We start from the raw sequence: 22,397 nt of genomic DNA on the forward strand, positions 1-22,397 counted from the left end.
CCCGTCAACCGTGCGACAAGGCCCCCGTCCGGGGAACTACGCTGTCCGCCGTGACAGAACGGCTGCCGCTCTTCCCGCTGAACACCGTGCTCTACCCGGGCCTGGTGCTGCCCCTGAACGTCTTCGAGGAGCGCTACCGCCGTCTCGTCGCCGATCTGCTCGAACAGCCCGAGGACACCCCCCGGCGGTTCGGCGTGCTCGCGATCAGGGACGGCCGGGAGGTCGCCCGGGTCAGGCCCGAGGAGGGCCCGGCCGGTCCGCTGGACGGCCTCGGCACCGTCACCGGGGACCCGCTGGAGGCGGTCTTCCAGGTCGGCTGCGTCGCCGACATCGCCTCCGTCCAGCACCAGCCGGACGGCCGCTACGAGCTGCTGGTCACCGGCACCACCCGGTTCCGGCTGCGCTCGGTGGACGTCTCCGGCCCGTACCTGACCGGGGAGACGGAGCTGATCGAGGAGCGCCCGGGCGAGGGCTCGGGCGCGCTGGCCTCCGAGGTCGAGCGGGCGTTCCGGGTCTACCAGAAGCGCCTGGCCGGCGCCCGCGAGGCGAGCACCGTCGGCCACCAGGAGCTCCCGGACGACCCCCAGGTGCTCTCCTACCTGGTCGCCGCCGCCTCGGTGTTCGAGACCCCGGTCAAGCAGCAGCTGCTCGCCTGCCCGGACACCGCCCAACGGCTGCGCGCCGAGCTCGACCTGCTGCGCCGCGAGTCGGCCGTCCTCAGCTGGCTGCCGTCGCTGCCCGCCGTCGACCTCACCCGCCAGTCCTTCAGCCCGAACTGACCGAGGACCCCAAGGACCTCAAGGACCCCGAGGACCCCGCATGGCCAAGAAGACCAGGAAGGGCGGCCAGGGCACACCCGCCACCGTCGCCCTGGAAACCGCAGCCGTCCCGTTCACCGTGCACGCCTACGACCACGACCCGGCCGCCGCCTCCTACGGCGGCGAGGCCGCCGAGGTCCTCGGCATCGCCCCCGAGCGGGTCTTCAAGACCCTCGTCGCCGACGTGGACGGCACCCTCACCGTCGGCGTGGTCCCGGTCTCCGGCCAGCTCGACCTCAAGGCCCTGGCGGCGGCCGTCGGCGGCAAGCGCGCCGCCATGGCCGACCCGGCCGCCGCCGAGCGCAGCAGCGGCTACGTCCTCGGCGGCATCTCCCCGCTGGGCCAGCGCCGGCCGCTGCGCACCGTCGTCGACGTCAGCGCGCTCGGCCACCCCACCGTCTACGTCTCGGCGGGCCGCCGCGGCCTCGAAGTCGAACTGGCCCCCACCGACCTCGTCGCCCTCACGAGGGCCGACACCGCCCCCATCGCCCGCTGAAGCACCGTCCCTGGGGGAAAGCCCGGGGGAAAAGCGAGGGCGCGGGGCCGGCGCGGGACGACCCGCACCACCCCGCGCCCGACCACGCTCAGCGCTCCGTACCGCTCCCCGGACCGTTTCCGGCGCCGCTCCCCGCACCCGGCCCGGCCCACGGCCCGGCCGGCGCCTCCGCGGAGGGCCCCACCGGAGGCACCACCGGGGGCCCCGCCAGCGGAGCCTGCGCCACCGGCGCCCAGTACGGCGGCGGGTCCTCCTCCCGCTTCCCGAACGCGGCCGAGAGCAGGAGCAGCACCACCATCGCCGTCATCGGCCAGACCAACAGCGCCCCCAGCGCCCCCAGATCGATGCCCGCGTCGAAGTGCCCGCCGTTGCCGACCCGCCGGGCCTCGCCGATCAGGTCGCCGCTCGGCCCGAGCCACCGCCCGATCCGCCAGGCCCCGATCGATCCGAGCAGCCCGCCGACGGCCAGTCCCAGCGCGACCGCGATGCCGCCGCCGCGCCGCCGGGTCACCAGGAAGGCGCCGAGCGCGGTCAGGATCCCGGCCCCCAGGCCGATCAGCACGAACACCGCGTCGGCCCCGGCCCGCTGCTCGCCCTCGGGGTCGGCGTAGAGGATGCGGTCGCCGTCCACCAGCAGCGGCACCTTCGGCGCCAGCCAGGCCCACAGCCCGGCCATCACCAGACCGGCCACCAGGCAGGCGACCACGACGCCCGCCCCGACCCGGACCTCCGGCAGCAGCCGCCGCCCCAGCGGAATCGTCCCCTGCCCGAGGGCGGTGGCCCCGTACGGCGGCGCGAACGGGTCGGGCGCTGCGTCCGGCACCGCCTGCACATCGGCGGGCGCGGGATCCGGAGGTGTGTTCGGTACGGTCACGCGCCCCATCGTTTCACGACGGCCACCCGGACGACCCACCCGTACCCGCCACCGTGCCCACCGGTCGTGGGCCCGCTACGCGACGCCCGGCCGCGGGACGCCCTACCGCGAGACCGCCCGCCGGTACGCCCAGGTGGCGACGGCCAGCGACACCACGCCCACCCCCGCGCAGACCGCCAGGTCCACGAGCACCAGCGCCCAGTCCGGGTCCGGCGCGAAGGTCCGCGCGAAGGCGTCCACCCCGTACGTGGACGGCAGCAGGTCCCGCAGCCACTGCACCGGCTGCGGCAGGTGGTCCACCGGCAGCACGCCCAGCAGCAGGGCGGCCGACATCCCGAGCTGCCCGAGCATCGTCGCGATCTCCTGCCGCGGCGCCAGCAGCCCGCAGGCCGCCCCCAGCCCCGACAGCGCGGCCCCGGCCAGCGGCACGACCGCCAGCAGCACCCACAGCTGCCCGAGCGGCAGCCCGAACATCACCGCCCCGAACGCCGCCGTGGCGAGCGTCCCGGGCAGCGTGAAGGAGGCGTACGCGGCGGCCGTCCCCAGCACCACCGAGGCGGCCGGCACCGGCAGCGTCGCGTAGTGGTCGAGCCCGCCGGTGGCCCGCAGCTTCCCGAAGTACTGGGCGAGCAGGTTCAGCGCGACGAACGCCACCACCAGCACGCTGGACCCGGCGACCACCGACCGCGCCGCCGAGGACTGCCCGGCGTCCACCACACCCCGCATCATCACCAGGATGCCGACGGACTGGAAGGTGGCCACGAACAGCAGCGGGATGCGCGCCACCCGCGCCCGGGCGAGCTGCGCCCGGTACACGGCCGCGAGCGCCGGCAGCAGCCTGGCCGCGGGGGCGAGCGGGGCGGGGGCGGCCGTGGACCGGTCGGTCCGCGGCGGCACCGAGAGCAGCGTCACTTGGCCAGTCCTCCGTGGCGGCCGCCCAGCTTGAGGTAGGCGTCCTCAAGGCTCGGGGTGGCGAGGGTGAAGTCGTCGAGCGCGGCGAAGGCCGGGCCGGTGGTGACGGCGGCGACCAGTTCGCGGGCCTGCTCGGGGGTGGTGCGGACGGTCCAGCGGCGCCCGGTGCACTCGGCCCGTTCGCGCAGCGCGGCGACGGCGGGCACGCCGAGCGGCGCCTCGTCCCGCCAGACCAGGTCGAGCCGGACGTCGCCGTCCACCAGCGCCTTGAGCCCGCCGGGCGTGTCGCAGGCGATCACCCGGCCGTCGTCGACCACGGCGACCCGGTCGAGCACCGTCTCGGCCTCGATCACGTTGTGGGTGACCAGCAGCACCGTCGTCCCGTGCTCGGCGCGCCGCCGGTCCACGGCGCTCCACACGGCCCGCCGGGCGACGGGGTCCATGCCGGTGGTGGGCTCGTCCAGGACGAGCAGCGGGCGCTCCCCCACCAGGGTGGCCGCGAAGCAGGCGAGCCGCCGCTGTCCGCCGGACAGCTTGGCGAGCGGCCGGGTGGCGATCGGCTCCAGCCCGAGTTCGGTCAGCACGTCGGCGGCAGCGCCGCGGGCCTGCGCCCTGGTGAGTCCGCGCAGCCGTCCGGTGGTCTCGGCGGCGAGCGCGACCGTCAGCTCGTCCAGCGCGGTGGATTCCTGCCCGAGGTAGCCGAGCAGCCGGGCGGCCCGCTCGGGGTGCCGCACGATGTCGTGGCCGAGGAGTTCGACGGAGCCCGAGTCGGGGCGCAGCAGTCCGGTGAGCTGGCGCACCAGCGTCGACTTGCCGGCTCCGTTCGGCCCGAGCAGCCCGAAGACCTCGCCCTGGCGGACGGTGAGGCTGATCCCGTCGTTGGCCCGGATCTCGGTGGCGGCCGCGCCGCGTCCGCTGCGGTAGGTCCTGACCAGGTCGCGCACGGCCACGCACGGCAGGGGTTCCTCGGGTGCTCGCCCCGCCGTCTCGCTCACGACCGAAGACTCTACGCGCTCATACGGGCGAACCGGACAACGGGGCCCCGCCCGCGCCCGGGCCGCCGACCTGGCGGGTCGTCCGCCGGGCCGCCGCGGCCCTCGGACCCCCTCGGTCGTCGCGCCGCCCCGGCCGTCGGGCCCGCTCGGTCCGCCGCCCGGCTCAGTCGTCGACGACCATCGACCCGCCCGGCACCCGCGCCGCCAGTTCCTTCCAGAACCCGGCCCGGATGGCGTAGCGGTCGTGCTCGTCGATCTGGTCGTCCTTGTGCGCCAGCAGCCCGAAGCGGGCGGCGTAGCGCAGCAGCTCGCCATCCACCCGGTGCGGGATGCGCGGGTAGTCGGGCCAGAGCATGGTCAGTCTTTCCGCGTCGCCGACGCGTTCGCTCCAGCGGCGGGCGAAGACCTGCCCGACCTCGTGGGCGTCGCCGCCGATGGAGGTGATGTCCTCCTCGCGGTCGGCCCAGCGCTGCTCGGCGGTGGTGAGCTGGGCGAGGGTGGGCAGGCTGTCGCCGGCGGTGACGGCGGGCTCCGGGACGGGCCGGTCCACCCAGCCGCGGTCGGAGGACCAGCGCAGCACCGGCCCGGTCTGCGCGACGGCCCCGTTCCCGTTCACGCCGTGGCCGTTGCTGCCGTTCGCCACCGGGGTGAGCGCCGTGACCGGGGTGACGGAGGAGGCCCGCCCGGCCAGGTCCTTCGGTGTCGGTACGACCTTGAGCGCGGCCGCGGCCGGCTGCGGCTGTCCGTCGGTGGCGGGGGCGTCCGCCGGGGCCGCGGCCGTGGCCGCCGGGCGGACCACCGGCGGCACCACGGTGGGCAGCGGGGCGGCCGGCGGGGCGGCGAGGATCTTGGCGATCTCCTGCCGGGCCCCCGGGGCCGGGAACATGCTGGAGTGCTCCCGCAGGGAGAAGGACCCCTCGATCCACTCCCGGTCGAGCACCCGCCGCTCGTCCGCCTCGCCGACCAGGTCCTCGGACTGGTTGAAGTCGCCGTCGGCGGCCTGGAGGGCCCACAGGTGGACGGCCACCCCGTGCTCCTTGGCGGTCATCATGCCGGGCAGCAGGTCCCCGTCGCCGGTGATCAGCACGACGTCGGCGCAGGCCCGGTTGCGGGCGAGCTCGGAGAGTTCGGCGTGCATCGCGGCGTCCACGCCCTTCTGCACCCAGCGCCCCTCGGCCCGGGTGAGGGCGCCGAGCCGTACGGTGACCCGGGGCAGTACCCGCAGCCGCCGGTGCTCGGGCATCGGGCGCCGGTCGGGCGCGGCGTCGAACCAGTAGATCCGCAGCAGCGGCAGGCCTGTCTCGGCCTCGGCGCGTTCGCGCAGTGCGGCGATCAGGGCCGTGTGGTTCACGGTGACCTTGGAGCGGGACGGATCCCCCGCGAGCAGGCTGGCGGCGGCGCCCAGCAGATATCCGGCGTCCACCAGGACGACACAGCGGTCCATCGCGCACCTCTTTTCGCTCGCCCTCGGAATCAGTCGGGTGGGTCGATTCGGGAATGGGCGGTCCGCCCGCCGTCCGGGCGTGCCGAGGTGAGGGGCCCCCGTCGTCGCCCGATCGTTGGGTCACCTTTTACCCGCGGTTCGCCTGCCGAACCTCGCCGGTTGTCCCGGTAGCGCAACGGCCGTCCCAACGAGGAGCAAACAAAAGCGAAGGCGGGCCCCGTACAACGACGGGGCCCGCCCGAGGTCACGCGGCGGTGGTCCGGCCAATGTCCCGGCCGGTGGTTCACCCCGGTGGCGCTCAGCCGATGGGGTTCACCCGGAGGTGCTCAGCCCTTGAGCTCAGGGGCGCTCAGCCCTTGAGCTCGGCGGCGACCAGCTCGGCCAGCTGGACGGCGTTCAGCGCGGCGCCCTTGCGCAGGTTGTCGTTCGAGACGAACAGCGACAGGCCGTTGTCCACCGTCTCGTCCACCCGGATGCGGCCGACGTAGCTCGGGTCCTGGCCGGCGGCCTGGAGCGGGGTGGGGATGTCGGACAGCTCGACGCCGGGGGCGGCGGCGAGCAGCTCGACGGCCCGCTCGGGGCTGATCGGGCGCTCGAAGCGGGCGTTGATCTGCAGCGAGTGGCCGGAGAAGACCGGGACGCGCACGCAGGTGCCGGAGACCTTCAGCTCCGGGATGCCGAGGATCTTGCGGCTCTCGTGGCGGAGCTTCTGCTCCTCGTCGGTCTCGTTGGAGCCGTCGTCCACGAGGGAGCCGGCCAGCGGCACCACGTTGAAGGCGATCGGCCGCTGGTAGACCTTGGGCTCCGGGAACTCGACGGCGGCGCCGTCGTGGGCGAGCGCGGCGGCGCCGAGCTCCACGACCTTGGCGGCCTGGTCCTGGAGCTCCGCGACGCCGGCCACACCGCTGCCGGAGACGGCCTGGTAGGTGGAGACGACGAGCGCGGCCAGGCCGGCCTCCTCGTGCAGCGGGCGCAGCACGGGCATGGCGGCCATGGTGGTGCAGTTCGGGTTGGCGATGATGCCCTTGGGGCGGTCCGCGATGGCCTCCGGGTTGACCTCGGAGACGACCAGCGGGACCTCGGGGTCGCGGCGCCAGGCGGAGGAGTTGTCGATCACGACGGCACCGGCCGCGGCGACCTTGGGGGCCAGGGCCTTGGAGGTCGAGCCGCCCGCCGAGAAGATCACGATGTCCAGGCCGGTGTAGTCGGCCGTGGCCGCGTCCTCGACGGTGACCTCGGTGCCCTGCCAGGGCAGCGTGCGCCCGGCCGAGCGGGCCGAGGCGAACAGCCGCAGCTGCTCCACCGGAACGTTGCGCTCCGCCAGGATCTCGCGGACCACGCCGCCGACCTGGCCGGTGGCACCGACAATGCCGATCTTCATCTCCGACTACTCCTCTGAAAGGTGCTGTTCACAGCCGCACTCCGCCCATCATGCCTTGTCACGGGCGTCGTACGACCTGGCGTTCCACGACGTGAGAGTGCGCTAGTGGTCCAGACCACTGGCGAGGGCCAGTGCCGCCTCCACCTCGGCCCGCCCGGCCGGCAGCAGCGGCAGCCGCACGTCCGGGGTCGGGATCCGGCCCTGGGCGTGCAGCACGCCCTTGGTCACCGTCGGGTTCGGCGCCGTGAAGGCGGACAGCGCCAGCCCGGTCAGCCGGTGCCCGAGCGCCCGGGCCCGCGCCACGTCCCCGGCCTGCCAGGCCTCCGTCAGCTCGACGAACCGGGCGGTCGCCAGGTGCGCGGAGGCGAGGATGCCGCCGGCCGCGCCGAGCGCCAGCATCGGCGAGAGGAAGGCGTCCTCGCCGGTGAGGAAGGCGAACCCCTCGGGGGCGTCGGCGAGCAGCTCGGCGGCCGTCTGGTCCAGCCCGCCGGTCGCGTACTTGACGCCCACCACGCCCTCGATCGCGGCGAGTTCGCGCAGCGCGGCGGTGGAGAGCTGCTGCCCGGTGCGGTACGGGATGTGGTAGACGACCAGCGGCAGCGGGCTGCTCGCGGCCAGTGCCCGGAAGTGCGCGACCGTCCCGGCCTCGCCGGCCCGGACGAAGGACGGCGTGGTGACCAGCGCCGCCGCCCCCGGCACCCGCGCGCCGAGCGCGGCCAGCGCCTCGCCGACGGTCCGGGTGTCGCCGCCGGAGGCGCCGACGGTCAGCTGCGCCCCCCGCGCGGCGCAGGCGGCCGCGGCGACGTCGACCACCGCGTCCCGCTCCCCCGCGGTCAGCGCGGCCGGCTCGCCGGTGGTGCCGAGGGCGACCAGCCCGGCCGCACCGGCGTCCAGGACCTCGTGCGCGAGCTTCTCCAGCGCGTCGAGGGCGACGGAGCCGTCGGCGGCGAACGGGGTGATCAGGGGGACGTGGATGCCCTTGAGTTCCATGCCCACGATCCTGCGGCCCCCTGATCGCCCAGGTCCAGTTCACATTTCCGACGCTTCTCGTAAGCTCAGCCGATGCTCGGCTAGCCTGGACGGATGCTGGACGTCCGACGCCTGCGCCTGCTGCGCGAACTCGCCCACCTCGGCACCATCGCGGCCGTCGCCGAGGCGCTCTCCTTCAGCCCCTCGGCGGTGTCCCAGCAGCTGTCCGTCCTGGAGAAGGAGGCGGGCGTCCCGCTGCTGGAGCGCACCGGGCGGCGGGTCACCCTCACCCCGGCGGGGCGCAACCTCGTCCGGCACGCCGAGGCGGTGCTCGCCCTGCTGGAGCAGGCCGGTGCCGAACTCGCCCACGCCAAGCGGGGGTTGGCCGGTCCGCTGCGGATCGGCACCTACCCCTCGGCGGCCCGGGCGATCATCCCGGCGGTGCTCGCGGAGCTGGCCGGCTGGCACCCGGGGCTGGAGCCGATGGTCACCGAGGTGGACCCGGCGGCCGTCGGCGCGGCGCTGCGGGCGGGCGAGCTGGACGTGGCGCTGGTGCACGAGTACGACCTCGTCCCGACCGACCCGGAGCCGGGCCTCGCGGTGACCCGCCCGGTCTTCACCGAGCCCATGTACCTGGCCGCCCGCGTCCCCGGCACCGTCGCCGAGCAGCGCGGCGCGCCGTGGATCATGTCCTCGCCCGGCACGCTCTGCCACACCATGGCCGTCCGCGCCTGCGAGGCGGCGGGCTTCGCACCCCGCATCCGGCACCAGATCGACGACTTCACCACCGTGCTGGCCCTGGTGGCGGCCGGCCAGGGCGTCGCCCTGGTCCCCCAGCTGGGCACGGCCGGCCTCCCGCCCGGCGTCGTCCTCACCCGCCTGCCGATGTACCGCCGCACCCGCGCCGCGTTCCGCGCCGGCGCCGGCTCCCACCCGGCCATCTCCGCCTTCGTCTCGGCGCTGCACACGGCGGTCCCCCCGGGCCTCGGCGGCGGCACCTGACGGGCCCTCCCCCCGGTACGCGAAAGGCCCGGGTGTCCTCCCGGGCCTTCCGTCTCCGTCCTAGCCCGCCAGGCAGCTCGGCCCGAGCAGCTGCTTCAGGTCCCCGAACAGCGCCGGGTCGGACTTCACCCGGTGCCGGTCGAGCCGCAGCACCGTGGTCTTGTCGCGGCCCTCCAGCCGTACCCGCACCTCGGTGGTGCCCCGGTGGCTCCCGAGCACCTCGCCGAGCCGGGCCACCAGCGGCGGGGTGACCTTGGCGCTCGGGATGAGGATGGTGATCGGCGCCTCGGCGTGCGCGTTCGACAGGTCGGGGACGGACAGCTCCATCCCCATCAGCCGCGGCACGTCCTCCCGCTTGTCCAGCTTGCCGCGCACGAAGACGACGGCGTCCTCGGCCAGCTGCGAGGAGACCAGCTGGTAGCTGGCCGGGAAGAACATGCAGTCGATGGAGCCGGCCAGGTCCTCGACGGTCGCGATCGCCCAGGCGTTGCCCTGCTTGGTCATCTTCCGCTGGAGGCCCGAGATGATGCCGCCGATGGTGACGATCGTCCCGTCCGGCCGCTCCGCGAGGTCGGCCACCGCGCAGTCCGCCTTGTCGGCGAGCACGTGCTCGATGCCGTGCAGCGGGTGCGAGGAGACGTACAGGCCGAGCATCTCCCGCTCCTGGGTGAGCAGGAAGGACTTCTCCCACTCCTCCTCGGAGAAGACGACGTCCAGTCCGAAGCTCGGCTCCTCGGAGGCGGTGTCGCCGCCGAAGAGGTCGTACTGTCCGACCGCCTGCTTGCGCTTCACGTCGACGACGTTGTCGATCATCGGCTCGAACTGGGCGCTCAGGCCCTTGCGGGTGTGGCCGAGCGAGTCGAAGGCGCCGGCCTTGATCAGCGATTCGACGGTCCGCTTGTTGCAGACCACCGACTCCACCTTGTCCAGGAAGTCGGGGAAGGACGCGAACTTCCCCTTCGCCTTCCGGGTCCGGATCATCGAGTCGACGACCGGCCCGCCGACGTTGCGGATGGCGGTCAGGCCGAACCGGACCAGGGTGTCACCGTGCGGGGTGAAGTCCGAGTCCGACTCGTTGACGTCCGGCGGCAGCACCTGGATGCCCATCTTGCGGCACTCGTTGAGGTAGACCGCGGACTTGTCCTTGTCGTCCTTGACGGAGGTGAGCAGCCCGGACATGTACTCGGCCGGGTAGTTGGCCTTGAGGTAGGCGGTCCAGTACGAGACCAGCCCGTAGCCGGCGGTGTGCGCTTTGTTGAACGCGTAGCCGGAGAAGGGGACGAGGACGTCCCACACGGCCTGGATGGCCGCGTCGGAGTAGCCGCGCTCGCGGCAGCCCTTCTGGAAGGGGACGAACTCCGCCTCCAGGATCTCCTTCTTCTTCTTGCCCATGGCGCGGCGCAGCAGGTCGGCCTGGCCGAGCGAGTAGCCGGCCAGGATCTGCGCGGCCTTCTGCACCTGCTCCTGGTAGACGATCAGGCCGTACGTCGGCCGGAGCACCTCCTCCAGGGGCTTCTCCAGCTCCGGGTGGATCGGGGTGATCTCCTGCTGGCCGTTCTTGCGCAGCGCGTAGTTGGTGTGGGAGTTGACGCCCATCGGGCCGGGCCGGTACAGCGCCAGGACGGCGGAGATGTCCTCGAAGTTGTCGGGCTTCATCAGGCGCAGCAGCGAGCGCATGGGGCCGCCGTCGAGCTGGAAGACGCCGAGCGTGTCGCCGCGGGCGAGGAGTTCGTAGGTCGGCTTGTCGTCCAGGGGCAGATCAAGCAGGTTGATCTTGACGCCCTTGTTCTTCTCGATCGCCTTGACGGCGTCGTCCATGATCGTCAGGTTGCGCAGGCCGAGGAAGTCCATCTTGAGGAGGCCGAGGCCCTCACAAGTCGGATAGTCGAACTGCGTGATGGTGACGCCGTCGGTGTGCCGGGTCCAGACCGGGATGTGGTCGGTCAGCGGCTCGGCGGACATGATGACGCCGGCGGCGTGCACGCCGGGCTGACGGATCAGGCCCTCGATGCCACGCGCGGTGTCGATGACCTTCCGGACGTCCGGGTCGTTCTCGTACAGCCCGCGGATCTCGCCGGCCTCGCTGTAGCGGGGGTGCGAGGAGTCGGTGATGCCGGAGAGCGGGATGCCCTTGCCCATCACGTCCGGCGGCATCGCCTTGGTGATCCGGTCGCCCATCGCGTACGGGTAGCCGAGGACCCGCGAGGAGTCCTTGATGGCGGCCTTCGCCTTGATGGTGCCGTACGTGACGATCATGGCGACCTTGTCGGATCCCCACTTCTCGGTCACGTAGCGGATCACGTCACCGCGCCGGCGCTCGTCGAAGTCGATGTCGACATCGGGCATCGAGATGCGCTCGGGGTTGAGGAAGCGCTCGAAGATCAGGCCGTGCGGGATCGGGTCGAGGTCGGTGATGCCCATCGCGTACGCGACCAGCGAACCGGCCGCCGAACCACGGCCCGGGCCGACCGCGATGCCCTGGCTCTTGGCCCACATGATGAAGTCGGCGACCACGAGGAAGTACGCCGGGAACCCCATCTGGATGATGGTGTCCATCTCGTACTCGGCGAGCTTCTTGTGCTCCTCGTCGTACCCGTTCGGGAAGCGCCAGTCCATGCCCTTCCACACCTGGGACTTGAAGAAGTCCGCCTCGGACTCGAAGCCCTCCGGGATCGGGAAGCGCGGCATGAGGTTCTTGAACTTGAACATGCCCTCGGTGTCGACCCGGGAGGCGACGAGGAGTTGGCTGTTGCGGCAGCCCTCCTGCCAGGCGTCCGAGGAGTCGAGGGCGTACATCTCGGCGGCCGACTTGATGTAGTAGCCGGTGCCGTCGAAGCGGAAGCGGTCCGGGTCCGAGAGGTTCTTGCCGGTCTGGACGCAGAGCAGCAGGTCGTGCGCCCCGGCGTCGGCCTCGGTGGTGTAGTGCGAGTCGTTGGTGACGACCGGCGGGATGCCCAGCTTCCTGCTGATCTCCAGCAGCCCGTCGCGGACCCGCTTCTCGATGTCGAGGCCGTGGTCCATCAGCTCCAGGAAGTAGTTCTCCTTGCCGAAGATGTCCTGGTAGTCGGCGGCGGACTTCAGCGCCTCGTCGAACTGGCCCAGGCGCAGCCGGGTCTGCACCTCGCCGGAGGGGCAGCCGGTGGTGGCCATCAGGCCGCCGGACAGCTCGGCGATCAGCTCCTTGTCCATCCGGGGCCACTTCACCAGCCAGCCCTCGGAGTACGAGCGCGAGGTCAGCTTGAAGAGGTTGTGCAGGCCCTCCTTGTTCCGGGCCCAGATGGTCTTGTGGGTGTACGCGCCGGACGCGGAGACGTCGTCCCGCTTCTGGTGCGGCTGGCCCCACAGGATGCGCTTGGTGTTCGAGCGGGACTCCGGGGCGACGTACGCCTCGATGCCGATGACGGGGGTGATGCCCGCGTCGGTCGCCTGCCGGTGGAACTCGGCGGCGCCGTACATGTTGCCGTGGTCGGTCATGGCCACATGGGTCTGACCGAGGCGCTCGACCTCCTTGAACATCTGCTTCAGCCGGGCGGCACCGTCCAGCATCGAGTACTCGGTGTGGACGTGCAGATGCGCGAACGGCTGGTCGCTCAAGGCGGGGCCTCCGGAGGCTCTGGTGCTGATCTGGCTGGCCGGTGAACGCGCAGGTCACAGGGGGTTCCCCTGGAAATGGATGTGGCCCGGAGCGCCTCGCGGGGCCCGGGCCATCACTCACACGTTCACGCGTCCACTCTAGCCCTCTTCGAACGGCTTCCCGGTCTCTGGCGAAGGTGCCTAGGCCGGCCCGGCGAGTCGCGCCCCGGCGGCCTCGCGGACCTCCGGCTCCTCCATCGGATCGTCCCGCAGACGGGCGAGACGGTCGCGCACCTCGGGCCGGTCGGGGGCGTACTCGACGGCGAGGAGCCGGGCTCGCGCCTCGCAGTCCCACAGCGACTCGGTGTACGCCTCGGCCATGCCGGCGGCCCCCATCGCCGCCAGCGCCTCCAGGTAGTCGGCACGCTCGTACGAGTGCGGGGTCCAGAGCCAGAAACGGCGCAGCAGCGAGACCGCGTCGGCAGCCTCCGGCCCGAAGCGGGCGAGACCGCGCGCGAGATCGTCCGGGCCGCACCAGGACCGGTCCACCCACCGCCGCTCCAGTTCGGCGATCAAGCTCGGCACGTCATTCTCGTCACCGTGGGCGGCCAGCACGCCGAAGCCGATCTCGGCGAGCCACGCCCGCTCCGAAGCCGCCCACTCCCGGGCCGCCGGCACGGCCTGCCCGGCCAGCCGGTCGACGGCCTTACCCAGCAGCGGCAGCGGTCGGATGCCGTCGGCGGCAGCGAGGGCGGGGACCAGCGGGATCAGCTCGGGCTCTGGCGGCCGGAGCGACAGCGCGAGGAGAGCGGTCGTCTTGGCACCGTCGGCGACTCCCGGGTCGCGCAGCAGGGCGAGTAGAGCCGCGTTGTCCCGGTCCGGGTACGGGTCCACGCGTTTCGCGGGGTGGCGCGGGGCCGGACCGTCCCCCTCGGAGATACGGTCCGGCAGCGCCCGCCGGGCTTCCTCCGAACCGCCGAGTGCCAGCAGCTCCAGCACGCCGGTGGCCCGGTCCCGGGTGTCCTCGTCACCGGACAGGAAGTCCACCACCGGGGCGACCGGGAGCTCCAGGTCCAGGATCAGCCGGGCCAAGTAGAGGTGTCGGTCGTCCACCTGCCGGTCCCAGCGCCAGTCCCAGCGGATGCAGCCGTGGACCAGGTCGGCGACCGCCGCCGGATCCTCGGCGGCTATCCGCGCGCCTTGGCCCCGGCCGCGCTGGAGGAGGCCGAGGAGGGTGGTCGGCGGCGCGTAGTGGTCGCTGTGCATGGGGTCCATCGTGCCGCAGCCCCCGGCGCGTGGGCGGCGGGGGCTGGCGGGGTCAGGCGTCCTGGTCGGGCGGCGGGGCCGCGCGGAGGGTGGTGACGATGCCCAGGGCGACGATGGCGGTCGCGAGGGCGAGGAGGACGGCGAAGGCCGTCCCGATCAGGTATCGCACGCGGTCCTGCGCTCGGCGTCGAGGAGCAGGGTGAGGAGGTTCAGGAGAGTTGACGCCGGCGCCGTGTTGAAGCGGACGAGGACGCGGCCGTCCATGGTCCGGTCGGTGCCGATCGAGGGGAAGATCAGGCCGAACTCGCGCCCCCGCTCCACGACTTCGTCCAGGAGGGCGCTGATGTGGTCCTCGGTGTAGTAGCGGATCCGGGGGTCGGTCGGCAGCATCGGGTGACGGCCGGGGCGGTAGATCATCAGACGGCGCCCTTCCGCAGCTCGAACCAGACGGATTTGGCACGCTCGTGGGGGTCGACGCCCCAGCCGTGGGTGAGGGCGGCGACGAGCTGGAGGCCCCGGCCGGACTCGGCGAGCAGGGACAGCGGCGGGCTGGAGGGCAGCACCGGGCTCTCGTCCGTGACGGAGACCCGGAGGACGTCCCCCTCGGAGATGATCTCGACCAGCGGCGCGGGGGTTTCGGTGTGCCGCCACGCGTTGACGAGGAGCTCGCAGAGCGCGAGCTGCGCGTCGAAGATCGGCGAGGCGGGCCAGCCGACGCGGGTCATGGTGTTGCGGAGGGTCTGTCGCGCGACGGCGATGGTGGGGGTGTTGATGTGACGCATGGGAGTTCTCCCGAGGCGTGAGTGAGGGGGAACCGGCGGAACATGTGTCGCCGTGAGCCAGGCCGTGGAGAAGGACATGGCTGCTCTGCGGTGCTTGCTAGCAGGCGTTACTGACGATCCGTCGGATCGATGTGAGACCGACCATAACGCAGGAACTACTTAATTTTAGGTTGTTCTGCCGAAGTTCCCTCTCCCGAGGGACAGATGGCCCCACCACGTGCTGGCGAGGCAGACTGTCACCATGCCTGGTCGCCAGAACCCAACCCTTCGTCAGCGCCGTCTGGGCGCCGAGCTACGGAAGATGCGCGAGCAATCCGGCCTCGGTGGCAGCCAGCTCGCTCGTGCACTTGGCGTGAGCGCTGCCCAAGTGACACAGATGGAGAACGGAAAGACCAGCGTAAACGTGGACCGACTCCGGTCCTTCGCGGCAGCCTGCAAGTGCATAAACCCGCCCTTGATCGAGGCTCTGGAAGCCATGGTTCGGGACCGCTCCAAGGGCTGGTGGGAGAAGCATCGAGGCGCTGTCCCGGACGGCGTCCTTGAGAACGCAGAGTTTGAGAAGACCTCCCGTGAACTCATGCTGTGGCTTCTCACCCACATGCCCGGCCCTTGCCAGACCTTCAACTACGCCTCAGCTGTCTTTGGACGCGTCTTTCCTCCGCTGCCTCAGCACGAGCTGGAGGCCCGCACCGCGTTCAGGATGCAGCGCAAGGCCGAACTGCGTCGCAGTCCGAAGCCCCTGACCTTCTTCATCTACGAATCAGTACTGTGGACGCGGTTCGGCGGCACGGCGGTCCTCAAGGAACAGCTTTCCTCCTTGCTCGAAGACTCCGAGTTGCCTTGGATGACCATTCGCGTGGTGCCGTTCGACATCGAGACCTTTCCCGGGCCCGCCGAGAACCTCACGTACTCGTTCGGTGCGGTCCCTGAGCTCGACACCGTTGAACGGGAGTCCTCCCACGGTCCCGAATACCTCGATGCCGTCAGCGAGCTGGCCAGCTACCGGGCCATCTTCGAACGCACCGAAGCATCGGCACTGAGCGAGGATGACTCCCGCGACTTGATTCGCAAGATCGCGCGAAACCTGTGAAAGGGCCCAACATGACCGACACCGAGTGGCAGAAGTCCTCCTTCAGCGGCAACGTCGAGAACTGCGTGGAGGTCCGTACGGTGGGTTGGGCAGTCGAACTCCGCGAATCCGACGAAGGCCACCTCACCATCCGCAGCACCCCCACTGCCCTCGCCGCCCTCCTCCTCGGCGTCAAGGCCGGCGAATTCGACCACCACGCCTGACACTCCACACCATCCACGCCCCCTCGCCTGCCCCGGCGAGGGGGCGTAGCTCGTTCAGGTGACGGCACGCCGAGGCCCCTCCCTCGTCTTCCTCCGAGCACGTACAACTGTCCTGCACCTCGCCCGTATCGCGAAGGAATGACAGCCATGGCCCAGTTGGAGTCCGGCCTCTACACCATCCAGAGCGGCGACGCCCGGATCGGCCGAGCCCGTCACGAAGCCCTGGACCTCTCCCCCAAAGCCGTCTTCGCCAACACCGACGACCAGGACGCCGTCTGGCTCGTCGAGGCCTATCCCAACAACCACTACCGGCTCTACGCCAAAGGCGCCCCGACCGCCGTGGAGGACCTCCAGCCCGCTGGCCCGCTGGTCTCCCTCCTCCTCGACCAGGGCGACGCCCCGGAGTGGGAGCTGATCCCCGTCGACGGCGTCCCGGACACGTACCGGATCAAGTCCCCCCAGGGCTCCTCGTGGACCGTCCTCGAACCCGGCCGGCAGAGCCGGATCGAGGTCATCCCCGTCCTCGAAGGCTCCACCGCCTTCACCTTCGCCCGCATCGGCCGCTGACTCCTAAGCGACGTGACGCCCCCTCGCTCTCCCCAGGCGCGGGGCGTACCATCAGCAGCCCAACCCAGGAGGCCGACATGCCCAACTGCGACTGGCAGAAGTCCTCTTTCAGCGGCAATGCCGAGTACTGCGTCGAGGTCCGCACGACCAACGGCTCGGTCGAACTCCGCGAGTCCGACGAGGGCCACCTCACCCTCCACACCACCCCCACCACCTTCGCCGCCTTCCTCCGAGCCGCCCAGGCCGGCGAGTTCGACCACCACGCCTGACCCCCTCCAGCACAGGAAGTCGGCCCGCCCGACTTCCTGTGCACCGGCCCCAACACCCCCACCACGCCCGGTACATGCCCGGCGTCTCGCGTACGATCCCTGGTGATCGTCAACGGGGGCACGAAAGGTGGCGCACAGGTGCGCAAGTGGGGGATTCCGGCAGCGGCCCTGGTTCTGGGCGTGCTGGTCGCAGGGTGTGGGTCGAACGAGGGGAACGGCGGCAAGCCGGCCTCGGCGCCGAAGGCGGAGCAGCTCGGGCCCGACACCGGGACGCGGTACTCGCGGGTCGTCGTCCCCCAACTGGACGGACTGACCTGCTCCGAGGGCAAGGGCGGCTTCAAGTTCGGCAGCGACCTGGACATGCTCGTCGCCGGGGTAGACGACCTCCCCGCCCTCAAGGATGGCGGGGACGAGGTCAAAGGCACGGCGTCGTGCTTCGGGAACCCCCGGATCACGCTGAGCAAGGGGGCGCACAGCGCGACGGCGCCTCACTTCACGGCGAGGACCAGCCTCTTCACCACGGTCGACGACCCCCAGGGCGCGCTCGACAAGTCCTTCGAGCACACCATGAAGCTGATTCAGGACTACGGCCGCTCGCCCGTCGGCGAGCCGAAGGCGTACTCCTCGAAGACCATGGTGATGAAGTGCCGGCAGAACGTCGCGGACGGCTTCCCGATGACGACCTGCTTCTGGGCGAACTACAGCGCGGTCGGCGAGGTCGACTTCTACCCGCCGAACAACCAGCACGTCCCCCTGGACCAGGCCGCGGAACGAACCCGCTCCTTCGCTACCGCCACCCTCTCCACCCAGTCCGCCACCGGCTCCCCGTAACGCCTGCGCCCGATCGCTCACCGCCCAGGTGTCGACAAGCACCACAAGCACGTTGACCGTCGACGCACGAGAAGTCGGCCCGCCCGACTTCCTGCGCTCCGCGCCCCTCGCCGCCAGTCCCGGGCGCGGGGCGGGCGCAGGGGCGTCACATCGCCCCGGGCCGGCTGCGCGCCCGGGTGAGCCAGCGGTACGCGAGGTGGACCGCGAGGCCCACCAGGATCATGACCACCGACGCGACCAGCGCGACCACGTCGAGCGCGTTCCGGACCAGCGAGTCCCAGAAGCCGATGCTCGAAGCGAGGGCGGCGACGTCGGTGTGCCGGGGGTCGTACACCACCGTCACGGTGTCACGGGCCTTGACGGTGCCGGTGACGTAGGCGAGTCGGGTCTCGACGGCCGCCCCCTCGGCCGTCGTGAACCGCACCCGGCACTCGGAGTTGCCCGCCGGGTTGTCCTGCGGCCCGCTCACCTCCACGCACTCGGTGACGACCGCCGGGACGTGGACGCCGCGGCTGCGCAGCTCCGACGTCACCCCCATGTCGTGCGGTATCAGGTAGACCAGGCTGAGGACGAACAGCAGGACCCCCAGGCCGATCATCGCCAGCGAACCGTTCCGCACGGTCCGGCCGTGGTCCGGCGCGTTCTCCATCGATCCCCCCGGTGTCAGCCCAGCTGCCCACGCGCGCCCGCGCCAGCCCCGTACTTCGCAGGTCACTGATTCAGTTCGGGCGGATGCCGCCCAGTACCTGACCGCCACCGACTGACGCGGCGTCAGCTCAGCTCAGTGCGGCCTCGCCCGAGTGGACGGCGCGGATGGCGCGTTCGACGGTCTCTTGGTTCTCACCGACCGGGGCGACGTAGCCGATGACGTCGCGCGCGGCGTCTTCCCCGAGCACTCGGGTGATGACCCAGGTGGCGAGGTACTGGGATGCCAGGCAGCCGCCCGCCGTGGCGATGTTCCCCTCGGCGTGAAACGGTGCGTCCAGCACGGTGACGCCGCAGGCTTCGACGAAAGGGCGGCTCTTGATGTCCGTGCAAGCGGGCATGTCCTTCAGGAGCCCGAGCCGGGCGAGCACCAGCGCGCCCGAGCACTGCGAGCCGATCAGCTGTCGCGACGGGTCGAGCCGCAGCCTGGAGATCAGCTGGTCGTCTGCGACCACGTCTTGTGTCTTCACTCCGCTGCCGATCAGCACGACGTCGGCCTCGGTCACGAACTCCATCGGGCGCTGCCCGGTCACCTTGACGCCGTTCATGGACGTGACCACCGGCGTCGGCGTTGTGATGAAGGCCTCCAGCCCGTCCTTGCGGCACCGGTTGATCAACGCGGAGGCGATGAAGCTGTCGAGTTCGTTGAAACCGTCGAAGGTGACCACGGCTACCTGCATCACAACTCCTTCAGGACGAGGTGTCCCAGTCTCTCCTGGCGCGCCGTTCCGCGTCGAGATCCTTTCAGCGGCGGGTGGATCGTGCCGGCCTTCGTCACTCATCGACTGGCTCCATGTTCTCGCACGTCGCTGGTTCAGGTCTGTGGCCGGCGGGTTTGCCCGATGTCGACGTCGAGGAGGTCGGGGAGGCGGAGTTGGACGCCGCGGTGATCCGGATGGTCGGCGGGTCGGTGATGTGACCGATGCGGAGGGCGAGTGTCCTCCAGGGCGCGGTAGACCTCCCGCTCGTGCGGGTTCGAGGAAGCGGCCCTACACCCGGACCCGCCGGCGCACCAGTTCCTTGATCTCCTCCGGGAGCGCCTCCGCCGCCAACAGGCCCGGCAGCAGCTCCGGTTCGGTCGTCACCGCGCGGAACGACCGGGCCACCGTGACGTCGTGGTCCGGGCGGTGCACCACCTCCACCGCGTCCCCCGCGCGCAGCTCGCCCGGTTCGACCACCCGCAGGTAGGCGCCGGGCAGGGCCGCCTCGGTGAAGCGCCGGATCCAGCCCTTCCTCGCCAGCCAGCCCTGGAAGGTCCCGCAGGGGATGCGCGAGCAGGACACCTCCAGGACGACGTCCGGGCCGATCCGCCAGCGCTCCCCGATCAGAGCGCCGCTCACGTCCAGGCCGGTGGTGGTCAGGTTCTCGCCGAAGGAGCCGTTGGCCAGGTCCCGGCCGAGCTCCGTCTGCCAGCTGTCCAGGTCCTCCCGGGCGTAGGCGTACACCGCCTGGTCGTCGCCGCCGTGGTTCTTCACGTCGTACACCCGGTCCCCGGCCAGGGCGACGGCGCCCGTCCCCTTGGGGCCCGGCGCGGCCACCGCGACCGGGCCGTCCACCGGGCGCTTGTCGATGCCGGTGAGACCGAGGTCTTCCTTCCACGGGTTCGGCCGGGGCCTGCCGACGTTGACCGAGAGCAGTCGCGCACGTACGTCCATACGTCGACCGTACGCCGAACGGGCCGCCCGAGGGGCCGCTCCAGCCTCTTCCCCCCGACATAGGAGGCCCACCCGACCTCCCGCACAGCGAGGCCCCTCGCGCCCGAACCGGCGCGAGGGGCCGCATCCCCTCCGTTCCCGCGCCCCGCCCCCACGACGGGCCGGCGACCGGAGGGGCCGGACGGTGTGGCTACGGGGTGACGATCGGGAACTTCGGGTTGGGGAGGGTCAGGGTGCCGAAGACGGCGTCGGCCGACTCCTTGGCCCGCTCGCCCGCCAGCGTGATCGTCCCGTCCTGCACCGCCTCGTCGAAGTTGCGCTGGAAGCCCGGGACCATGGCCAGCTCGTTGAGCGTCTGACGGGTGAGCGTGATGGTGGCGTCCGGCACGTCGACGAGGCGGTCGCCGCCGGGCACGAAGACCAGCACCCCGTTGCGCAGGGTGGTGGTGCACTTCTCGCCGGTGTCCGTGAACACCCAGTCGAGCACGATCGGGATCCGGTGCTGCTCGGCGGCCGTCGGCCCGTCCACGCTCCGCGCGAGGGCCGAGAAGTACTGGTAGAGGGTCGTGCTGCGGATCAGGTCGGCGGAGCTCTGGCTGGTGATCAGCGGCTGCGGGCCGTTGACGACCTCCTGGGCGCCGGTGAGGTAGGCGTTGCGCCAGGTGCCGTTCTCGGCACCGTAGCCGAGCTGGGTGAAGACCTTGGCCTGGAGCTGCTTGGCCTCGGTCAGCGACGCCTCGGTGATCGGGCTGCCCTCGGCGGCGGCCCCGAAGACGACGTGGTTGAGGAGTTCGGCCGCCCAGCGGAAGCCGTCCGGGGTGTCGGTCTCGTACGCGGTCCGGGCCGCGCCGATCACGGCCTCGGCGCCGCCCATCGCCGCCACGTAGCCCGCGCCCGCCTGGACGGGCGGCAGCTCCCACAGGTGGGCCGGGTTGGCGTCGTACCAGCCCATGTACCGCTGGTAGACGGCCTTGAGGTTGTGGCTCATCGAGCCGTAGTAACCCTGGTTGTACCAGTGGTCGTTGAGGCCGCTCGGGAGGGTCTTCAGCTCCTCGGCGATCTCGATGCCGGTGCGGCCGGCGTTGATCAGCCGCAGCGACTGGTCGTTGAGGTAGCCGTACATGTCGCGCTGCTTGTTGAGGAATTCGAGGATGCGCGCGTTGCTGACCTTCTCGCCCGAGTCCGCCTCGGCCCACATCGGCCAGTGATGGGAGGCGAACAGGACGTCGGTCTCCTTGCCGAAGGTCTGGATCGCCTCGGTGAGGTACTTCGACCACGCGTGCGCGTCCCGGACCTGCGCGCCGCGCAGGCTGAGGATGTTGTGCATGGTGTGGGTGGCGTTCTCGGCGATGCACAGCGTCCGGGCGTTCGGGAGGTAGATGTTCATCTCCGCCGGGGCCTCGGTGCCCGGGGTGAGCTGGAACAGCATCTGGACGCCGGCCAGCTTGAACTGGTACAGCCCCGGGCGCCACGGGATGACGTACGCGCCCTGCCAGTCCTTCTCGGGGACGGCCGGGTGCTCCGGTCCGCCGATGTAGACGGTCGGCGGGACGAGGGTCACCTCGCCGGTGGAGATGGTCAGTCCGAGGCCCGCGCCGACCTGCCCCGTCGGGCCCTTGTCCAGCTGCGCCGCGTACATGTACTGGGCGCGCCGGGCCATCGCGGGGCCCGCGTAGATGTTCTCGCTGACGGCGTGCTCCAGGAAGCCCTCCGGCGCGACGACGGGGACACCCGGCTCCAGCGGGTCGCCGAGCTCGTGGAACAGGCCGCGGGAACCGCCGAAGTGGTCGACGTGGCAGTGGGTGTAGACGACGCCCTTGACCGGCCGCTGCTCCTTGGTGAGCTCGGTCCTGTCGCGGAACAGCCGGAGCGCGGCCTGCGCGGTCTCGTAGCAGGCCAGCGGGTCGATGACGACGAGGCCCTCGTCGGACTCGATGATCGTCATGTTGGACAGGTCGTAGCCGCGCACCTGGTAGACCCGGTACTCCGGACAGCTGGTGACGTGGAACAGCCCGGCGATGGCGGTCAGTTCGCCCTGCCGGTGGAGGCTGCCGTTGACGGTCGGCATCTCGGAGCGCAGGTCGGGCTCCAGGAAGTCGTACGCGGTGAAGTCCCAGACCACCTCGCTCCCGCCCTTGCGGGACATGATGACGGGGACGTCCGGCGGGGCGATCTGGAACCGGCTGGCGTCGGCGAAGTCCCGGCCGTCCTTCTCGTCGGCGATCCGGGACTCCTCGGCGGCCTTCCGGTTCGCCGCGGCGACGGCGGGCGTGGGCTCGATGGGCTCGGCGTAGTCGAAGTTTTCGGGCATGGCGAAGCCACCTCTCTCATCGGGCTGGCAGGAACCGCGATGCGGCAGGCCGTCACGCTATGCGTCCGATCAACTACCCACAAGGGTCGCTTTCAAGCCACCGTCCGCTCTCCGACCACCCCCGGCCGGACGCGCCGTGGGGCCCCCCCCCCCCCCCCCCCCCCGGGGCCCCCCCGCCCCCCCCCCCCGCCCCCCCCCCCCCCCCCCCCCCCGGGGGGGGGCCCCCCCCCCCCCCCCGCGCCGGCGGGGGGCCC

The 22,397-nt window shown here is 71.8% G+C and carries 23 protein-coding genes; 9 read left to right on the forward strand and 14 right to left on the reverse strand.

Annotation, left to right across the window (positions count from 1 at the left end; translation table 11 throughout):
* Positions 1-41: 41 nt before the first annotated feature.
* Complete coding sequence (locus ACFCY1_RS08385) at positions 42-779, forward strand: LON peptidase substrate-binding domain-containing protein (RefSeq protein WP_181970799.1); 738 nt, start codon at positions 42-44, stop codon at positions 777-779.
* A 40-nt stretch (positions 780-819) separates the two neighbouring features.
* Positions 820-1,314, forward strand: coding sequence for a Cys-tRNA(Pro) deacylase (gene ybaK, locus ACFCY1_RS08390; RefSeq protein ID WP_375873981.1), 495 nt, complete (start codon positions 820-822; stop codon positions 1,312-1,314).
* Positions 1,315-1,402: 88 nt separating this feature from the next.
* On the opposite strand, the gene ACFCY1_RS08395 is transcribed toward ybaK, so the two are convergent.
* The 6 genes from ACFCY1_RS08395 to ACFCY1_RS08420 all read right to left on the reverse strand — a co-directional run bounded on the left by ACFCY1_RS08395 (position 1,403) and on the right by ACFCY1_RS08420 (position 7,910).
* Positions 1,403-2,188, reverse strand: coding sequence for a hypothetical protein (locus tag ACFCY1_RS08395; protein WP_375873982.1), 786 nt, complete (start codon positions 2,186-2,188; stop codon positions 1,403-1,405).
* A gap of 102 nt (positions 2,189-2,290) precedes the next feature.
* Positions 2,291-3,100, reverse strand: a complete 810-nt coding sequence (locus tag ACFCY1_RS08400; RefSeq protein ID WP_375873983.1) for an ABC transporter permease — start codon at positions 3,098-3,100, stop codon at positions 2,291-2,293.
* Positions 3,097-4,095: an ABC transporter ATP-binding protein gene (locus ACFCY1_RS08405; RefSeq protein ID WP_375873984.1), complete on the reverse strand. Its 999-nt coding sequence runs from the start codon at positions 4,093-4,095 to the stop codon at positions 3,097-3,099. The genes ACFCY1_RS08400 and ACFCY1_RS08405 overlap by 4 nt, the downstream gene beginning before the upstream one ends.
* Before the next feature lie 163 nt (positions 4,096-4,258).
* Entirely contained in the window at positions 4,259-5,539 is a 1,281-nt protein-coding gene (locus ACFCY1_RS08410) for an NYN domain-containing protein (protein ID WP_049650375.1), read from the reverse strand.
* A 349-nt stretch (positions 5,540-5,888) separates the two neighbouring features.
* Positions 5,889-6,920, reverse strand: coding sequence for an aspartate-semialdehyde dehydrogenase (locus ACFCY1_RS08415; RefSeq protein ID WP_049650376.1), 1,032 nt, complete (start codon positions 6,918-6,920; stop codon positions 5,889-5,891).
* Positions 6,921-7,022: 102 nt separating this feature from the next.
* Positions 7,023-7,910, reverse strand: coding sequence for a dihydrodipicolinate synthase family protein (locus ACFCY1_RS08420; protein WP_117487416.1), 888 nt, complete (start codon positions 7,908-7,910; stop codon positions 7,023-7,025).
* Between the two features lie 93 nt (positions 7,911-8,003).
* On the opposite strand from ACFCY1_RS08420, the gene ACFCY1_RS08425 reads away from it, so the two are divergent.
* Positions 8,004-8,891 carry a LysR family transcriptional regulator gene (locus ACFCY1_RS08425; protein ID WP_049649550.1) on the forward strand — a complete coding sequence of 296 codons (888 nt, stop codon included), beginning with the start codon at positions 8,004-8,006 and terminating at the stop codon, positions 8,889-8,891.
* A gap of 60 nt (positions 8,892-8,951) precedes the next feature.
* Here the strand turns inward: ACFCY1_RS08425 and dnaE are convergent, their stop codons facing one another.
* The 4 genes from dnaE to ACFCY1_RS08445 all read right to left on the reverse strand — a co-directional run bounded on the left by dnaE (position 8,952) and on the right by ACFCY1_RS08445 (position 14,512).
* On the reverse strand, positions 8,952-12,485 hold the full coding sequence (gene dnaE / locus ACFCY1_RS08430) for a DNA polymerase III subunit alpha (protein ID WP_375873985.1): 3,534 nt from the start codon (positions 12,483-12,485) through the stop codon (positions 8,952-8,954).
* Between the two features lie 180 nt (positions 12,486-12,665).
* On the reverse strand, positions 12,666-13,730 hold the full coding sequence (locus tag ACFCY1_RS08435; protein ID WP_375873986.1) for a hypothetical protein: 1,065 nt from the start codon (positions 13,728-13,730) through the stop codon (positions 12,666-12,668).
* Between the two features lie 156 nt (positions 13,731-13,886).
* Positions 13,887-14,147 (reverse strand): hypothetical protein, encoded by a 261-nt coding sequence (locus ACFCY1_RS08440; protein WP_375873987.1) that lies wholly within the window; start codon positions 14,145-14,147, stop codon positions 13,887-13,889.
* A complete protein-coding gene (locus ACFCY1_RS08445) occupies positions 14,147-14,512 on the reverse strand; it encodes an ATP-binding protein (protein ID WP_117484996.1) in 366 nt (121 codons plus the stop codon). Before ACFCY1_RS08445 ends, ACFCY1_RS08440 begins: the two co-directional genes overlap by 1 nt.
* 241 nt (positions 14,513-14,753) lie before the next feature.
* Between ACFCY1_RS08445 and ACFCY1_RS08450 the strand changes: the two genes are divergently transcribed.
* From ACFCY1_RS08450 to ACFCY1_RS08470, 5 genes are all read left to right on the forward strand, one after another.
* Positions 14,754-15,602, forward strand: coding sequence for a helix-turn-helix transcriptional regulator (locus ACFCY1_RS08450; protein ID WP_074001194.1), 849 nt, complete (start codon positions 14,754-14,756; stop codon positions 15,600-15,602).
* Between the two features lie 11 nt (positions 15,603-15,613).
* Positions 15,614-15,805 carry a DUF397 domain-containing protein gene (locus ACFCY1_RS08455; protein ID WP_074000925.1) on the forward strand — a complete coding sequence of 64 codons (192 nt, stop codon included), beginning with the start codon at positions 15,614-15,616 and terminating at the stop codon, positions 15,803-15,805.
* A gap of 147 nt (positions 15,806-15,952) precedes the next feature.
* Entirely contained in the window at positions 15,953-16,372 is a 420-nt protein-coding gene (locus ACFCY1_RS08460; protein WP_181970545.1) for an I66 family serine proteinase inhibitor, read from the forward strand.
* 77 nt (positions 16,373-16,449) lie between these two features.
* Complete coding sequence (locus ACFCY1_RS08465; RefSeq protein WP_375873988.1) at positions 16,450-16,641, forward strand: DUF397 domain-containing protein; 192 nt, start codon at positions 16,450-16,452, stop codon at positions 16,639-16,641.
* Between the two features lie 138 nt (positions 16,642-16,779).
* Positions 16,780-17,472, forward strand: a complete 693-nt coding sequence (locus ACFCY1_RS08470) for a hypothetical protein (RefSeq protein WP_375873989.1) — start codon at positions 16,780-16,782, stop codon at positions 17,470-17,472.
* A gap of 145 nt (positions 17,473-17,617) precedes the next feature.
* On the opposite strand, the gene ACFCY1_RS08475 is transcribed toward ACFCY1_RS08470, so the two are convergent.
* Together ACFCY1_RS08475 and ACFCY1_RS08480 are read right to left on the reverse strand one after the other, a co-directional pair.
* Complete coding sequence (locus tag ACFCY1_RS08475) at positions 17,618-18,121, reverse strand: DUF3592 domain-containing protein (protein WP_375873990.1); 504 nt, start codon at positions 18,119-18,121, stop codon at positions 17,618-17,620.
* Between the two features lie 127 nt (positions 18,122-18,248).
* On the reverse strand, positions 18,249-18,857 hold the full coding sequence (locus ACFCY1_RS08480) for a DJ-1/PfpI family protein (RefSeq protein ID WP_375873991.1): 609 nt from the start codon (positions 18,855-18,857) through the stop codon (positions 18,249-18,251).
* 113 nt (positions 18,858-18,970) lie between these two features.
* Between ACFCY1_RS08480 and ACFCY1_RS08485 the strand changes: the two genes are divergently transcribed.
* Positions 18,971-19,096 carry a hypothetical protein gene (locus ACFCY1_RS08485; protein ID WP_375873992.1) on the forward strand — a complete coding sequence of 42 codons (126 nt, stop codon included), beginning with the start codon at positions 18,971-18,973 and terminating at the stop codon, positions 19,094-19,096.
* 70 nt (positions 19,097-19,166) lie between these two features.
* Here the strand turns inward: ACFCY1_RS08485 and ACFCY1_RS08490 are convergent, their stop codons facing one another.
* Both ACFCY1_RS08490 and ACFCY1_RS08495 read right to left on the reverse strand, forming a co-directional pair.
* On the reverse strand, positions 19,167-19,832 hold the full coding sequence (locus ACFCY1_RS08490; protein ID WP_375873993.1) for an MOSC domain-containing protein: 666 nt from the start codon (positions 19,830-19,832) through the stop codon (positions 19,167-19,169).
* A gap of 190 nt (positions 19,833-20,022) precedes the next feature.
* Positions 20,023-22,143 (reverse strand): alkyl/aryl-sulfatase, encoded by a 2,121-nt coding sequence (locus ACFCY1_RS08495; RefSeq protein WP_375873994.1) that lies wholly within the window; start codon positions 22,141-22,143, stop codon positions 20,023-20,025.
* Positions 22,144-22,397: the final 254 nt, after the last annotated feature.

Origin of the sequence: Kitasatospora sp. NPDC056273, from assembly GCF_042268845.1 — a bacterium.
GTDB lineage: Bacteria > Actinomycetota > Actinomycetes > Streptomycetales > Streptomycetaceae > Kitasatospora.

What these genes read in the sequence shown, in the direction of transcription:
- ybaK (WP_375873981.1), top strand. Translation starts at nt 820, where the DNA reads ATGGCCAAGAAGACCAGGAAGGGCGGCCAGGGCACACCCGCCACCGTC.
- ACFCY1_RS08410 (WP_049650375.1), bottom strand. Translation starts at nt 5,539, where the DNA reads ATGGACCGCTGTGTCGTCCTGGTGGACGCCGGATATCTGCTGGGCGCC.
- ACFCY1_RS08415 (WP_049650376.1), bottom strand. Translation starts at nt 6,920, where the DNA reads ATGAAGATCGGCATTGTCGGTGCCACCGGCCAGGTCGGCGGCGTGGTC.
- ACFCY1_RS08420 (WP_117487416.1), bottom strand. Translation starts at nt 7,910, where the DNA reads ATGGAACTCAAGGGCATCCACGTCCCCCTGATCACCCCGTTCGCCGCC.
- ACFCY1_RS08425 (WP_049649550.1), top strand. Translation starts at nt 8,004, where the DNA reads ATGCTGGACGTCCGACGCCTGCGCCTGCTGCGCGAACTCGCCCACCTC.
- ACFCY1_RS08435 (WP_375873986.1), bottom strand. Translation starts at nt 13,730, where the DNA reads ATGCACAGCGACCACTACGCGCCGCCGACCACCCTCCTCGGCCTCCTC.
- ACFCY1_RS08440 (WP_375873987.1), bottom strand. Translation starts at nt 14,147, where the DNA reads ATGATCTACCGCCCCGGCCGTCACCCGATGCTGCCGACCGACCCCCGG.
- ACFCY1_RS08445 (WP_117484996.1), bottom strand. Translation starts at nt 14,512, where the DNA reads ATGCGTCACATCAACACCCCCACCATCGCCGTCGCGCGACAGACCCTC.
- ACFCY1_RS08450 (WP_074001194.1), top strand. Translation starts at nt 14,754, where the DNA reads ATGCCTGGTCGCCAGAACCCAACCCTTCGTCAGCGCCGTCTGGGCGCC.
- ACFCY1_RS08455 (WP_074000925.1), top strand. Translation starts at nt 15,614, where the DNA reads ATGACCGACACCGAGTGGCAGAAGTCCTCCTTCAGCGGCAACGTCGAG.
- ACFCY1_RS08460 (WP_181970545.1), top strand. Translation starts at nt 15,953, where the DNA reads ATGGCCCAGTTGGAGTCCGGCCTCTACACCATCCAGAGCGGCGACGCC.
- ACFCY1_RS08465 (WP_375873988.1), top strand. Translation starts at nt 16,450, where the DNA reads ATGCCCAACTGCGACTGGCAGAAGTCCTCTTTCAGCGGCAATGCCGAG.
- ACFCY1_RS08475 (WP_375873990.1), bottom strand. Translation starts at nt 18,121, where the DNA reads ATGGAGAACGCGCCGGACCACGGCCGGACCGTGCGGAACGGTTCGCTG.
- ACFCY1_RS08480 (WP_375873991.1), bottom strand. Translation starts at nt 18,857, where the DNA reads ATGCAGGTAGCCGTGGTCACCTTCGACGGTTTCAACGAACTCGACAGC.
- ACFCY1_RS08485 (WP_375873992.1), top strand. Translation starts at nt 18,971, where the DNA reads ATGTTCTCGCACGTCGCTGGTTCAGGTCTGTGGCCGGCGGGTTTGCCC.
- ACFCY1_RS08490 (WP_375873993.1), bottom strand. Translation starts at nt 19,832, where the DNA reads ATGGACGTACGTGCGCGACTGCTCTCGGTCAACGTCGGCAGGCCCCGG.
- ACFCY1_RS08495 (WP_375873994.1), bottom strand. Translation starts at nt 22,143, where the DNA reads ATGCCCGAAAACTTCGACTACGCCGAGCCCATCGAGCCCACGCCCGCC.